At 65.2% G+C, this 13,992-nt stretch carries 13 protein-coding genes and 1 tRNA gene; 2 read left to right on the top strand and 12 right to left on the bottom strand.

What is annotated here, in order from left to right:
- Nucleotides 1-49 precede the first annotated feature (49 nt).
- A complete protein-coding gene (locus MAA8898_RS12715; protein ID WP_245853399.1) occupies nucleotides 50-544 on the top strand; it encodes a pseudoazurin in 495 nt (164 codons plus the stop codon).
- A 123-nt stretch (nucleotides 545-667) separates the two neighbouring features.
- Here MAA8898_RS12715 and MAA8898_RS12710 read toward each other — a convergent pair.
- Nucleotides 668-744 (bottom strand) — tRNA-Met (locus tag MAA8898_RS12710).
- 142 nt (nucleotides 745-886) lie between these two features.
- Here MAA8898_RS12710 and MAA8898_RS12705 point away from each other — a divergent pair.
- A complete protein-coding gene (locus MAA8898_RS12705) occupies nucleotides 887-1,912 on the top strand; it encodes an AbrB family transcriptional regulator (RefSeq protein ID WP_094021397.1) in 1,026 nt (341 codons plus the stop codon).
- 94 nt (nucleotides 1,913-2,006) lie between these two features.
- Here MAA8898_RS12705 and MAA8898_RS12700 read toward each other — a convergent pair whose 3' ends face one another.
- The 11 genes from MAA8898_RS12700 to cpaB form a co-directional block, all read right to left on the bottom strand.
- A complete protein-coding gene (locus tag MAA8898_RS12700) occupies nucleotides 2,007-3,320 on the bottom strand; it encodes a DUF8689 domain-containing protein (RefSeq protein ID WP_094021396.1) in 1,314 nt (437 codons plus the stop codon).
- 234 nt (nucleotides 3,321-3,554) lie between these two features.
- Nucleotides 3,555-4,049, bottom strand: a complete 495-nt coding sequence (locus tag MAA8898_RS12695) for a prepilin peptidase (RefSeq protein ID WP_094021395.1) — start codon at nucleotides 4,047-4,049, stop codon at nucleotides 3,555-3,557.
- A 5-nt stretch (nucleotides 4,050-4,054) separates the two neighbouring features.
- Complete coding sequence (locus MAA8898_RS12690; RefSeq protein ID WP_094021394.1) at nucleotides 4,055-4,906, bottom strand: tetratricopeptide repeat protein; 852 nt, start codon at nucleotides 4,904-4,906, stop codon at nucleotides 4,055-4,057.
- A gap of 140 nt (nucleotides 4,907-5,046) precedes the next feature.
- Nucleotides 5,047-5,619: a tetratricopeptide repeat protein gene (locus tag MAA8898_RS12685; RefSeq protein ID WP_094021393.1), complete on the bottom strand. Its 573-nt coding sequence runs from the start codon at nucleotides 5,617-5,619 to the stop codon at nucleotides 5,047-5,049.
- A gap of 4 nt (nucleotides 5,620-5,623) precedes the next feature.
- The gene (locus MAA8898_RS12680; protein WP_094021392.1) at nucleotides 5,624-6,601 is read right to left on the bottom strand and encodes a type II secretion system F family protein; all 978 of its coding nucleotides are present in this window, start codon (nucleotides 6,599-6,601) and stop codon (nucleotides 5,624-5,626) included.
- A 12-nt stretch (nucleotides 6,602-6,613) separates the two neighbouring features.
- Complete coding sequence (locus MAA8898_RS12675) at nucleotides 6,614-7,579, bottom strand: type II secretion system F family protein (RefSeq protein ID WP_094021391.1); 966 nt, start codon at nucleotides 7,577-7,579, stop codon at nucleotides 6,614-6,616.
- A gap of 5 nt (nucleotides 7,580-7,584) precedes the next feature.
- On the bottom strand, nucleotides 7,585-9,045 hold the full coding sequence (locus MAA8898_RS12670; protein ID WP_094021390.1) for a TadA family conjugal transfer-associated ATPase: 1,461 nt from the start codon (nucleotides 9,043-9,045) through the stop codon (nucleotides 7,585-7,587).
- A gap of 14 nt (nucleotides 9,046-9,059) precedes the next feature.
- On the bottom strand, nucleotides 9,060-10,307 hold the full coding sequence (locus MAA8898_RS12665; RefSeq protein WP_094021389.1) for a CpaE/TadZ family protein: 1,248 nt from the start codon (nucleotides 10,305-10,307) through the stop codon (nucleotides 9,060-9,062).
- Between the two features lie 309 nt (nucleotides 10,308-10,616).
- Nucleotides 10,617-11,270, bottom strand: coding sequence for an OmpA family protein (locus MAA8898_RS12660; protein WP_245853396.1), 654 nt, complete (start codon nucleotides 11,268-11,270; stop codon nucleotides 10,617-10,619).
- 14 nt (nucleotides 11,271-11,284) lie between these two features.
- A complete protein-coding gene (locus MAA8898_RS12655; RefSeq protein ID WP_094021387.1) occupies nucleotides 11,285-12,718 on the bottom strand; it encodes a type II and III secretion system protein family protein in 1,434 nt (477 codons plus the stop codon).
- Between the two features lie 239 nt (nucleotides 12,719-12,957).
- On the bottom strand, nucleotides 12,958-13,812 hold the full coding sequence (cpaB, locus tag MAA8898_RS12650) for a Flp pilus assembly protein CpaB (RefSeq protein WP_094021386.1): 855 nt from the start codon (nucleotides 13,810-13,812) through the stop codon (nucleotides 12,958-12,960).
- Between the last annotated feature and the right edge of the window lie 180 nt (nucleotides 13,813-13,992).

Genomic DNA, 13,992 nt, shown 5'->3' with positions numbered 1-13,992 from the left:
CGCCCCAGCCTAGATCACAGGCAGGCGAGCAAACACGCAGGAGGAACACGTGTCTCACCCCATCACCCGCCGGACCGCGCTGGTCACTGTCGCGGCGTCGGCCCTGTTGGCCGCGCTGCCGCGCCAGACGCTGGCGGCCACCACGCACGAGATCCAGATGCTGAACCAGCATCCCGACGACAGGAAACTGAAAATGGTGTTCTACCCGCGCATCGTCGTGGCCGAACCCGGCGATACGATCAGCTTTGTCGCCACCGACAAGGGGCACAACAGCCAGTCGGTCGACGGCATGGCCCCAGAGGGGGCCGAAGGCTGGAAGGGCAAGATCAACGCCGCCGTCGAGGTCACGCTGGACAAGCCCGGCTTTTACGGCTTCCAGTGCGCGCCGCATGCCGCGATGGGCATGGTCGGCCTTGTGATCGTCAAGGGCGAGGGGATGATGGACAACCTCGACGCCGCCAAGGCGGTCAAGCAGCGCGGCAAGGCCGAAGGCGCCTGGAACGACATCTGGGCCGAATTCGAGGGGATGGACCTCGGCGCCTGACCCGCAGGGGTACTCTGGAGGGCGGCGACAGGCCGTCCTCCGGGGGCAAGTCATGAGGACTGCGCCGGCAGGCAGCGGCGCATTGCGTTTACGCACCGGGGAGTGTTGGTCAAAGGGGAAGACTGGTGGCGTGGGGGGGACTCGAACCCCCGACCTAACGATTATGAGTCGTTCGCTCTAACCAACTGAGCTACCGCGCCATTCAGTGGGTGGTCGGATACGGAAGCCGGGCGGTGGCGTCAAGCGCAAAATCGCGCTGTCGGGAAAGCCGCTCGGCTGCTTGGCCCCGGGTCGTGACCGGGTCTGGCGCCTGCCGCGGGAGCGGCGTAAATCAAATGGGTCATGCGGCCCTTGATCGATCTTTTCCTTGCCTTCTGCGCGGCGGCCCTCGGGGCGGCGGTCTTTGCGCTGATCGGCTTTCCCGCCGCGGCGCTGACCGGATCGGCCACAGGTGTGACGCTGGCCGGTCTGGCCGGGCTGCGGTTCGATCTGCCGGTCTGGCTGCGCAACGGGGCGTTCGTGCTGCTGGGTCTCAACATCGGCAACGGGGTCACACCCGACAGCCTGCGGGCCGCCGCCGAGTGGCCGGTCAGCATCGCCATCCTGGGGCTCAGCCTGCCCTTGGGCATGGCGATCGCGCAGGCGGGCATGGTGCGCTGGATGGGTTTTGCGCGCCGCGACGCGGTGCTGGCCTCGGCGCCCGGGCACCTGAGTTTTGTCCTCAGCCTGTCGGTGGAGCAGGGCGGGCAGACGGCGCGGATCGCGGTGATCCAGAGCATCCGCGTGCTGTTCCTGTCGCTTTGCGTGCCGCTTCTGGTGTCGCTGTTCTTCGACCTGGGCGGTGACGGCGGAGCCCCGGCAAAAGTGATGACGCCGCTGTCGCTGCTGGGGCTGATCGGCGGCGCGCTGGCGCTGGGCTGGCTGTTTCTGCGCATCCGGGTGCCGGCGCCGCTGCTGTTGGCCGGCATGGCGGTCAGCGCCCTGGGCCATGCGCTTGACCTCACGCCGGGGCAGCTGTCGCCTGCCATTGGCACGGCGGCCTTCATGGTGCTGGGCGTGCTGATCGGTTCACGGTTTTCCGGCCAGAGCGGGGCGGTGCTGCGCGGCTCCCTGCTGGCGGGACTCTGGCTGACGAGCGTCAACGTGGCGGTGACGCTGGGCGCCGTGGGGCTGGCGATGGTCTTGCTGGGCGTCGCGCCCTCGGTTCTGCTGGTGGCCTATGCGCCGGGCGGGGTCGAGGCGATGGCCGCGATCGCGGTCACGCTGGGCCTGAACCCGGCCTTTGTGGCGGCGCACCACGTGATGCGGCTGATGATCCTGTCGGTGCTGGTGCCGGTTTGGGTGCATAGGTTGAGGGGCAGGGCGTAGCGCGCCGTTGGCAAGGCACCTGGCATGGAAAGGTGCGCGAACGCGTCCGCGGGGCGGACGCTGGCTCGCGCGGAAAGGACAGCGCAATGCGCTGTCATTTCACGATATGCTCGTCCTTGACGAACATGTTGCCCCAGGCACGGTCGATCAGCTCGGGCGTCATCTTGTAGGGGATGCCCTCGAAATCGCAGACCGAGATCATCTGGTCGATCAGGAAGACCGGCTGGTAGTTCGCGTAGATGTTCTTGATCGTCGGGTACTTGTTCTTGAGCAGGTGGACGAGGCTGGCCTCATCCAGCTGCATCTTCTTCTTGCGGGCGACCATCGAGAAGATCTTGAGGAAATCCTGCTGGTTCGGGCCGTCGATCTTGATCTTGAAGAAGATCCGGCGCAGCGCGGCCTGGTCGAAGATCTCGTTCGGGTGGAAGTTGGTGGAAAAGATCACCAGCGTGTCGAAGGGCACCTCGAACTTCTCGCCCGATTGCAGGGCGAGGATGTCCTTGCTTTCCTCCAGTGGGACGATCCAGCGGTTGACCAGCTTCTGTGGCGGTTCGGCCTGGCGGCCGAGGTCGTCGACGATGAAGATGCCGCCGGTGGATTTCAGTTGCAGCGGCGCCTGGTAGGTGCGCGCGGTGGGGTTGTAGACCAGGTCCAGCATGTCGAGCGACAGCTCGCCCCCGGTGATCACCGTGGGCCGCTTGCACAGCACGTAGCGGCGGTCAAAGCGCGTGGTGCGACGCAGCGACAGCGGGTTCTCGCTGTCCTCCTCGGCGCGGGAATGAACGATGGGGTCATAGACGGTGATGACCTGGCCGGAATACTCGATGGCGCGCGGGACAAAGATCTTGTCGCCCATGGCGTCGCGGATGCCGTTCGAGATCGAGGATTTGCCGTTGCCCGGCGGGCCGTACATCAGGATCGACCGCCCGGCCGAGACGGCCGGACCGAGGTTCGAGATCAGGTCCTCGGGCAGGACAAGGTGGCCCATGGCGCCGGTCAGCTGGTCGCGCGAGATCTGGATGTTGCGGATCGACTGCCGTTTCACCTGCTCGGCGTAGACGTCGAGCGGGACGGGCATCGGGCCGAAGTATTCCGACTGCGCCAGCGCGTCGAGCGCGCGCGCCTTGCCGCTGTCGGTCAGCTGGTACGGCATCTCGGAGGAGACCTGGCCGCCGGCGCCAAGGGTGCCCATGGCCTCCATCAGCCCCTGCTTGCGGCACATGTCGATGATTTCCTGCGTGACCGGGACGGGCAGGCAGACGGTGTGGGCCAGGTCGGTGACGATGTTGGTGTTCTTGCGGAACATCGTCTTGAGCACGATGTCGCGCATCATGATCAGCGGCAGGCGCATCTCCTCGATGCGCTTTGGCGGCGGCGGGGCCAGGACGGCTCCGGTGTCCATGTTCATGTCGGCTCTGCCCTCAACTGCTTTTGCGGACAGACTGCGCGGGGATTGTGGCAGCAGAACGGCGCAGGCGGGAAATCAGCGCGGCGCGGGGAGGGGAAAGGCGCTTCGAAGCGCCTTTGAGCGTCGCGCCGGGAGGGTTCGCTTGCGCGTGGCCAGAGGCGTGACGACGGGATGGCGCGCGCGGTGGGACAGGGGCGGGGCAAGGCGCTTCGAAGCGCCTTGGCTGCGCTCCGCTCAGCTGCCGTAGACCAGCCCCAGCCCGAGATAGATCGCCAGCGACCCGCCCAGCGCCAACCCCATGGGAAAGCGCGAACCGCTTTCCCAGCTGTGCCAGTCCGGCGCCAGCCGCCGCAGGCCCGAGAACTTGGCCATGCGGTGCGCCACGAAGGCCGCCAGCAGGTTTGCCGCGAAGAGCGCCATCAGGAACCGCAGGTCGCCGATGTGGATCAGCGGGGCGGCCGCGGCGGCGAACTTGGCGTCGCCCGCCCCCATCGCGCCGCCGGCATTCAGGGCGATGCCGGCGACCAGCACCACGACCAGGTGCAGGTAGCGCCACAGGTAGACGTCGAACGGCAGGACGAACGGGCCGAGGACGGCGAACACGGCGAACAGCGCCACCACCGCATGGTTGGGGATCCGCATCCCCTTCATGTCGGTGTAGCAGATATACAGGCAGATCGGCAGGACGAAGGGCAGGAACCAGGCCGCGGTTGCGGCGCTCAGGGACATGGCCGTCAGGCCTCTTCGAGCGCCGCCAGCGCCCGCGCCGCCGCTTCGAAGTACTGCGGATGGGTCTCGACCGCCTCGCGCAGCAGGATCTTGCCGGTTTCGACATCGCCGCGCTTGATCGCCGCCAGCGCCATGGTGTGCAGCAGTTCGGCCCGCTCGACCTGGCTCATGTTCATGACGGGCAGGGTGTAGTTGCCCTGCGCGCCGCGCGCCATGACAAGGTTGTTCTTGGCGGTGAACAGCGAGTCCTCGTGCCGGATGGCATCGGCGAACAGCCGTTCGGCACCTTCGAAATCGCCGCGCGACAGCTTGGAGTAGCCCCAGTTGTTCAGCACCGACCCCGGCGTGGTGGTCAGCCCGACCGCGATCTCGTAAAAGCTGTCGGCCTTCTTCCACTCCTTGTTGCCGTCGGCGATCATCGCCTCCAGCTGGTAGCGCTTGTAGGTTTCATGGGTGGGCGGAATCGCGTCCAGCACCTTTTCGGCCTGCTCCCATTCGCCGGCGCGGATCAGCGCATCGGCCAGCTGGACCTTGTCCTCGCCGGTGCTGTCGGGGTGTGAGACCACCTGCGCCCAGGCGACCTTGGCCTCGGAATACCGTTTGGCCCGGATCAGGGACAACGCCAGTCCCCGCTTGACGTCGATGCGGTCTGGCGCCTCGGCCGCAGTGCGCTGGAAATAGGTGACCGCCTCGTTCGGGTCGCCCACGGTCAGCATGACATCGTTGAGATTGGACTCGTCGACGACGTTCACGCCCTGAAAGGCACGGTTCATCTCGGCCGTGTCCATCTTTTTCTCACAGGCCGTGAGCGCGACGGCGCTGGCCGCGCAAAAGAATACGAAAACTGGATGGCGCATGTTGCCTGCGTCCTTATGCTGCTCTGCCTCGTCCCCGCCTTTGTGGCGGTTGTTTTCTGTGCCCGGCTGTCCCGGACCTGTCTGTCTGCCCGGTTGACCGGGTCTGTCCTGCGTGACCGTTTTGGCGGGCGATCGGGCCGTCAGGGGCCCGTGCGCCGGATCAGGTAATCCCCGGTGCCCCGGCGAACGATCTTGTAGTCTTGCTCTAGAGGCTCATCATAAACGGAATTTTCCATTTTTGCGAGAGCCAAGCGCAGATTGTCGCGAATTGAGTCACTTTCGCCATTGTCCAGCGCATAGGCCCGGCGAAACACCTCTGCCGCCTCGGCGACCTTGCCCAGTTCGATCAACACGACGCCCAGGTTGTTCCAGGCCTCGGGCCAGTCCGGCTCTTCCTTGATGGCGCGGCGCAACAAGGGCTCGGCCTGGTGCAGCCGGCCCAGGCCGAGGTTGGCCGACCCCAGCGCCATCAGCACCTCGCCGGTCAGGCCCTGTTCGCCGGCGGCGCGGGTGAAGGAGTCCAGCGCCAGTTCGTGCTGGCCCGCCTGCATCAGCCGGTGTCCCACCACCAGCCCGTCGACGGCCTCGCCGCGCGGGTCTAGGGCGGGGGCGAAGACCGATCCGTCGGTGTCCGGGCCAGTCGAAAACGGGCCGCCTGCGGAGCAGGCGGCCAGCGGCATCACGATCAGGACGGCCCTCAGAGCCTGTCTCATGCGGTCAGTTCCCCACGGCGAGTGACCCCATTTCCGAAATACCGACCGCGGAGGGGCCCACGAGGATGATCAACAGCGGTGGCACGGTCAGCATCATAGTGCAGAGCGTCATCTTTGTCGGCAGCTTGTTCGCCGCTTCTTCGGCGCGCATGACTCTTTTGTCACGCATTTCGCCGGCGTAGACCCGCAGGGCTTCGGAAATCGACGTGCCGAAGGTCTGGGCCTGGTTCAGAACGGTGACAAAGGACGAGATGTCGGGCAGGCCGCAGCGTTCGGACATGTCGTTCAGGACCTGGCTACGGTCCTTGCCGGCCTTCATCTCGTAGCTGATGATCTGGTATTCCTCCGCCAGCGCCGGGTAGGAGGAGCGCAGCTCGCCTGCGACGCGGACGATCGACTGGTCCATCGACTGGCCCGCCTCGACGCAGACCAGCATCATGTCCAGGCTGTCCGGAAAGCCCTGCTGGATCTGTTCCTGGCGCTTGGTCACGCGCTTGTTGACCCAGTATTTCGGCCCCATGTAGCCGACGACGCCGGGGCCGAGGATGTACATCAGCTTTTGCTGCATCGTCGCGGTGACCGGATCGATCATCAGCAGATAGTAGGCCACGCCCGCGCCCAGCAGCAAGACGCCCAGCAGGAATTGCGACAGGTAGTAGATCTGCACCGCGTCCTTGGAGCGGTAGCCGGCCTGCATCAGCCGGGCGCGGATCTGGGAGTATTCCTTTTCGTCCTGCGGTTCGAGAAACTGCGCATATTTGTTGAGCTTGTCGTTCTTCTTCTTGTCACGCAGCGCGGCCCGGGTGTCCGCGTTCATGCGCTGCTGGCCGGACTGCTTGAGCTTGTCCAGCGGATCAGGCTTGGAGTTCATCAAGATCGGTATGGTGGCGATGATCAATATCGCCGCCAGACCCGCGACCACGATCAGCGGACCGGCCGGACCCATCGAGTCGGTGAGCATCGTGTTGAGGGATTCGAACATTGGGGGTGCTCCTCAGACCTTGATGTTCACCAGCCAGCGCATGACGAGCATGTTGGCGGCCAGCATGATGCCCACGATAAAGCAGGCGGGAATGAACCAGGGGTGATCCAGCACCTCGTCGTAGTAGTCGGGCTTGGCCACCTGGATGAACAACAGCGCGGCGATGGGAAAGCCGGACAGGAACTTGCCGGACCATTGCGCCTCGGCGGTGATGGCTTTGACGCGGCGGAACAGGCGGAACCGCGAGCGGATCACGCGGGCGAGACCGTCGAGGATCTCGGCCAGGTTGCCGCCGGCCTGCTGCTGAATCGCCACGGCGACCGCCAGAAAGCGCAGGTCCTGCATGTCCAGCCGTTCCGCCATGTGCTTGAGCGCCTCGCCGACGTCGCGGCCATAGGTGCTTTCGTCCGCGATGATGCCGAATTCGGTGGCCAGCGGATCCTTCATTTCCTTGGCGACGATCGAGATGGCCGCGGAAAAGGGGTGACCGACGCGCAGGCTGCGCACCATCAGTTCCACCGCCTCGGGCAGCTGTTCCTCGATCATGCTCACCCGCTTCTTGGCGCGGTGGCTGACCCAGAAGAAGACTCCGCCGATGCCCATGAAGGCCGACATCGCGCCGCGCACCGCCGGGTTGGTGTCGGTGCCCACGGTCAGCCCGACGAAGGCAAAGACCGAGGCCGCCACCATCACCATGACCAGCTGCTGCGGGGTGAAGGCCAGCGCCGCCTTCTGCGCCTTGCTCGCCAGCATCGAGTAGATGGGCAGCGATCGGCTCTTCATGTGCTGGTCCATCTCCTTGCGGAGCTTGGCCAGCACGTCCTCGCGCCGTTCACCCTTGTCCAGCATCTCGAGCCGACGATTCACCTTGCGCGTCAGGCTGATCGAATGGCCGAAAGCGACGAGATAGACGCCGTTCACCAGGATCAGCACGCCGAGAAAGATCCCGCCGTAGATGATCGGTTCTGCGCTGAGCATAATCGTTACTCCGGTCTGAAAGGTTCGTAAATCGAGGCAGGCACGTCGTAACCCCACATCCGGAATCGCTCGGAAAAGGCCGAGCGGACCCCGGTGGCGGTGAAATGTCCGATGATCTTGTTGTCGGGCGTCAGGCCGACGCGCTGGTAGCGAAAGATCTCTTGCATTGAAATCACGTCGCCCTCCATGCCGGTGATCTCGGTGATCGAGGTCATCCGGCGCGAGCCGTCCTGCAGGCGGCTGGCCTGCACGATCAGGTTCACGGCGCTGGCGATCTGGCTGCGCATGGCCTTGAGCGGCATCTCGATGCCCGCCATGGCGATCATGTTTTCCAGTCGCGCGACACCGTCGCGGGCCGAGTTGGCGTGGATCGTGGTCATCGAACCGTCGTGGCCGGTGTTCATGGCCTGAAGCATGTCGATGACTTCCTCGCCGCGCGTCTCGCCGACGATGATGCGGTCGGGACGCATCCGCAGCGCGTTCTTGAGACAGTCGCGCGGGGTGACGGCGCCCTTGCCCTCGACGTTCGCCGGGCGGCTTTCCATCCGGCCCACGTGGGTCTGCTGCAGCTGGAGTTCGGCGGTGTCCTCGATGGTCAGGATACGTTCGCTGTCGTCGATGAAACTGGACAGCGCGTTCAGCGTGGTCGTCTTGCCCGAACCCGTACCGCCCGACACGATGATGTTCAGCCGCGTGGCCACGGCGGCCTGGAGATAGACGGCCATTTCCTCGGTGAAGGCGCCGAAGTTCACCAGGTCGTCGATGCCCAGCTTGTCCTTCTTGAATTTCCGGATCGACACCAGGCTGCCGTCGATCGCCACCGGCGGCACCATCGCGTTGAAACGCGAGCCGTCCTGGAGACGGGCGTCGACGTAGGGGTTGGATTCATCGACCCGGCGGCCCACGGCCGACACGATCTTGTCGATGATCCGCATCAGGTGCTTTTCATCCTTGAACGTCACGTCCGACAGCGACAGCTTGCCGTTCTGTTCGATGAAGATCTGGTGCGGGCCGTTGACCAGGATGTCCGAGATCGTCTCGTCCTTGAGCAGCGGTTCCAGCGGGCCGAGGCCCTTCACCTCGTCGTAGAGGTCGGCCATCATCGCGCGCCGCTCGTCGCGGTTCAGCACGACACCCTTGTCCTGCAGGGTCTCGGTGGCGATGGCGCTGATTTCCTCGCGCAGCTCGTTTTCCGTGGCCTGGTCCAGCGCGGCCAGGTTGAGGTTTTCCAGCAAGGCGCGGTGCAGTTCCAGCTTGATCTCGGAGAGGCGCTCCTTGCGCTTTTTCTCCTTGTCGACGGCCACGACCTGCGCCGGGGTCGATCCCGTCGGCTTGGCCTTGCGCCGCGCGCCGGAAATGGCGGCGGACTGTTGCAGGTGGGCGGGCGCCGGGGCAGCGGCGGCAGGGGCCGCGGGCTTGACGGGGGCGGCCTCGGGGGTGGCGGACTTCTTGTATCTCGAAAACATCCCGGTCCTCTTTGTCAGGCGGCTTCGGCATCGGCGGCGCCGATGGCGTTCAGCTGCTGGGCGAGCTTGGCGATCTCCCGCCGCAGCGGGTTCTTGGCAGCGTGACTGGCAAGCGGAAGCCCATGATCCCCGGCCTGCATGACGGCGCGCCCGCCATCCGGCAGCTGAAGTTCCAGCGTGATGCCGAGACTGTCGGCCAGCCGTTTGACCCGGCTCTTGCCTTGCAGGTCGGTGAACTTGGGCGACCGGTTCAGCGCGAAGCGGATCTTGTCAAAGGGCAGTTCCTCGGACTGCAAGGCGCGTTTCAGCCGCAGCGTGTTCTGCGCCGAGCGCATGTCGAGCTCGATCAGCGCAAAGTAGATCTGCGCCTCCTGGAGGACCGTCTCGGTCCATTGCACCAGGGTCGAGGGCATGTCGAGGATCACGTAGTCAAAGTGGTTGCGCGTGATGTCGAGGATCTTCTTGACCTCCGGAGGCCCGAGGAAATCCAGCGGCAGCATGTCCGAGGGCGCGGTCAGGACCTGCAATTTGTCCTCGAAGCTGACCAACGCCTGGCCAAAGCTTTCGCCATCCATGGATTCGATGTCCGACAGCGTCTCGAACACCGCCTCGCGGCGGGGCAGGTCGAGATAGGTCGCGACCGAGCCGAATTGCAGGCCCATGTCGATCAGGCAGACCTTGGGCTGCTTGTCCTTGCCGGTGGTCGCCAGCTCGTAGGCCAGGTTCACCGCCAGGGTGGTGGCGCCCACGCCGCCGGCCAGCCCCTGCACGGCGATCAGCACGCCGTCGCCGCCGCCGGACAGCTTGACGCCCTCCTTGGCGGGGCCGGGGGCGGCCTGGGCGGGCGCGGGTGGTGGTTCGCGCAGGCGCTCGAGCGCCGCGGCCAGCTCACCCTCGGGCAGGGGGTAGGGCACGAATTCGTCCGCCCCGTCGCGCAGCAGCTGGTGCAGCGAGGCCGGGGTCACGTCCTCGGCGATCAGGATCACCTTTACGCCGTTTTCCCGGGCAGCGCGGATCACGCCGCTCAGCATCTTCAGGTCCGGTTCGTCTATGGCGTCGATCGCCATGGCAACAAACTCGAGTGACCTGGCATCGGGTTGCCGCAGAAAGGCGGCGGCCTCTTCAAAGCCGAGATCCCCCCAGCCTTCGCCCAGCAGCGCTTCCATGTCGTCGATCAGAAGGTCGAAGTTCTGGACGTCGCGACTGATCGTGCAGGCCACGATCGGGGCCGGTTCCGCTTTGCTCGCTGTCATCGTCGTCATGCCTGTCGTCCTTTGTTGCGTGCCGGACCGCTAGGGCGTGGCGCAAGGCCCCTGTCCCGCGGTGCGACTCGAGTCGCCGCACGCACTGGTTCTCCGGTCCGACAGTCCCCCACAATCGGGGCAACATTTGGGCTGAATTACCGAAATTGTGCGGTGAACGGGGACCATCGGCCCCGCGCCCCCCGAGTCGTCGCGGGATTGGCGCGTGTTTGTTCCTGCGGAAGCGTCGGTGCCGTGCCGCGAACGGCAGGCCGTCAGACAGCGAAAAGGGCCCCGAAGGGCCCTTGCGCGGTGCGGTTTTCTTCCGGTTTACTGCGTGATCGCCAGGTCCTGGCCCTGCTGCGTCTCGAGGCCGGTCCGGGGTTCGGCGCTGTTGATGTATTCGCGGTAGATCACTTCGGCGTATTTGCCGTCCATCACCGTGGGGTGGCTGGACACAAAGCCGGAGACCTCGGTCACGGTGCGCCGGTTGCGGCGTTCCTGGCCTTCGGTGACGATCAGCGGCTGGGTTTCGCCGTAGGACACCACCGCCTCGAGCCGCGAGCGCGAGATGCCCTGGCTGACCAGGTAGTTGACCACCGCATGCGCACGGCGCAGGCCCAGTGCCTTGTTGTAGCCGTCGCTGCCCACCTTGTCGGTATGACCATAGACGCGGAAGCGGATTTCCGGGAACTGGCGGATCCAGCGGGCCTGCTCGCGCAGGGTGTCGATGGCGCCCTGGTCCAGCGCCGCGCTGTTGAAGGCAAAGTTGACCGTGGTCAGCACCTCCGAGGCAAAGCGCTGCGAGAGATCGTAAACGTATTGTTTCTCGCCGGTCATCAATTGATGATTGTTCATCGTGGCATTGCCGAAGTGCCCGGTGTCGATCAGCATGCCCGCCTCGCGGTCAAAGCCTTCGGGGGCGCGGCTGCACCCGGCGATCAGCACGCCGAGGGCGAGAGCGGTAAGGGGGAGCCTGGTCATCTGTCGCCTCAACATCAGTCCATCACATATCCATAGGACCCGGTGAAGTCCTGCTTGGCCACCTCGCCGGCGGCGCCGGAGCGCGGGACCTGCTTGTTCGGGTTGCCAGCCACCTTGCCGAGCAGGAACAGGTCCCGTTCGGTCGGGGGCACGACGCGGTCCGTCGGCAGGGCAAAGTAGTCGCCGCGCGTCGGGGTCACCAGGTGCGGGGTCACGATGATCACCAGTTCCGACTGCGACCGCTGGTATTCCGCGCTGCGGAACAGCGATCCCAGCACCGGCACGTCACCCAGCCAAGGCAGCTGTGCGTTGGCATCGGTGAAATCGTCCATCAGAAGGCCGGCGATGGCAAAGCTCTCGCCGTCGCGCAGCTCGACCGTGGTCGAGGTCTCGCGGCGCTTGAAGCCGTTCACCGTGATGTCGGACAGGGTGATCGAATTGTTGGTGTCGATCGAGGAGACCGCGGCCTCCAGCTCGAGGTTGATCAGCTTGTTGTCCAGCACCCGCGGGATGAAGTTGAGCTCCACGCCGAAGGGCTTGTACTCGATGGTGATGGTGTTGTTCTGCTGGCTCACCGGCACGGGATATTCGCCGCCAGCCAGGAACTTGGCCTCCTGCCCGGAGAGGGCGGTGAGGTTGGGTTCGGCCAGGGTGCGCACGATGCCCTTGCGTTCCAGCGATTCGAGCATGATGCCCACTTCGAGCCCGCCGGCGTTGAAGCCGAAGAGCACGGCGCCTTCGACGTCGATCGACTTGGGCTTGAGCTTGTTCGCCACCGCGTCCACGTCGGCCAGCGACGCGGCGTTCTGCGTGCCCAGCTCCAGGCCCAGGTTGCCGTTCAGAACCGACCCGCCGGTGGCCAGCGAGGTGCGCAGCATCTTGGCGGCGGACCGCTCCATCTCGGCAAAGCGGACCTTCAGCATGACTTGCTGCACGCCGCCGACGCTCATCAGGTTGGACACGCGGTCCGGGGCGTAGCGCTGGGCCAGGTCAAGCGCGCTCTGCATCTTCTGGATCGAGGATACGGTGCCCGACATCACGATGCCGTCGTTGGCGGTGCGCACCTCGATGGTTTCGCCCGGAAGGATCTGCCGCAGCCGTTCCTTGAACTCAGACACGTCCGGGGACACGCGGATGTCGACGTTGGTGATCAACTCGCCCGCGGCGTCCAGGATGGTCAGCGTCGTTGTCCCGGGGGCCTTGCCCAGAACATAGATGTTGCGGTCATTCAGCGATGAAATGTCCGCGATCGCCGGGTTGGCGATCGACAGTTCCGCAAAGGGGGTCTCGCTTTCGACAACGAGAGCGCGGTTCATCGAAACCTGCAGGACAGGTTGCGTGCCGTTTCGTAGGATGCGGATGCTTTCAGCCTGTGCCGGCATGCCAAGTGGGGCAACTGCAAGCGACAGGCCCAAAAGGGCCGCCTGAAGGGTCTTGTCAATTGTCATGTGACCTGCCTCTCGATCACGCCTCGGACGCAGGTCTAGCGCCTGCATTCCGAGAAACATGGGGCATTTCGCGATTTTATGCAAGAATCAATGGGTTCGGCTCGGGATTTTATGTGGATAACCCGCAACAGGGCGATATTTGTCACAGTCAGGGGGGCCGCTGCCTTGGCACGGCCCCCCGAGTCAACCGATTGAAATCCCCGGTTGAAATCTAATCTGTCGGTGCGCCTTGCGGCGGATCAGTTGGTGCAGGGGATCGGGATCTCGACCACGTCCGCGCCGCGGCGCACCCGCGTGGTGCAGGTCTCGGCGACCTTGCGCTCGACCCGTTCCTCGGCCACCAGGCCCAGAAGAACGTGCTGGTCGACCTCGATCGCCTCGGCGACGGTGTCGTCGGTCTGCGACATCAGCGACAGCGACAGCTTGCCGGTGGACTGGGCCTGCGCCAGCGCGGCGACCTGCTGCGGGCTCGCGGCGACGGTCACGGTCCGGGCGATGGTCGCGGCGGTATATTCGGTGTCCGAGGTCTGGTCGATGGCGATCAGCTTGATCCCGGTCTGGATCAGCTTGGTCACTTCGCCCGAGGACCGTTCGCTCATCTCGTCCGGCAGGCGGCCGGTCCAGTAGACGTCGACCCGGTCACCCGGGCGCAGGAAGCCCGACACGCCCGAGGCCACGTCGACCTTGATCGCAAAGGCGCGCTGGCCGCGTTCCAGCCGCGAGGTCAGCCCGGCATCGCCGCCCGGTTCGGAAACCTTGATGGCCATCAGCACCTCGTTCTTTTCGATCGGACGCATGGCGAGGCGGGCGCCTTCGCCGGGCACGAACAGGGGCTTTTGCTTGTCGAACCAGGTTTCCGGCAGCGACTGTTTCGGCCAGGGGGCCAGCGCCACGTCCTTTTCGGTGATCTCTTCGCCGTAGTTGATGGCGCGGGTGGTCACGTAGACCTCGGCCACCGGGACCGAGGAGCCGGCCTTGGCGCGCTCGGCGGCCAGCGCGCTCTCATATGAATTGATGTAGTTCTGGGCCATGTAGACCGCAAAACCTGCCAGGGCGAGACCGGCGATGAGTACGAGTCCGAATACGAGCCGCATTTGTGACCTCACTTATTTGTGCCTGCATTATTGCCGGAGTTCCGGCTTGGAGGCAGTTGATCACCGGAATGCGGCAAGAACGGGACGATGAGCGGGCCGTTTGACGACGCGTCGCCGCTGCCAGCGCTGTCTGCCTGCCACCAAAGGCAGTTGGACGGCCCGTTGAGGACCGTCCAACTG

Origin of the sequence: Antarctobacter aquimaris, from assembly GCF_900184945.1 — a bacterium.
GTDB classification, from domain to species: domain Bacteria; phylum Pseudomonadota; class Alphaproteobacteria; order Rhodobacterales; family Rhodobacteraceae; genus Maliponia; species Maliponia aquimaris.
This window is presented reverse-complemented; position numbering and strand designations above follow the sequence as displayed.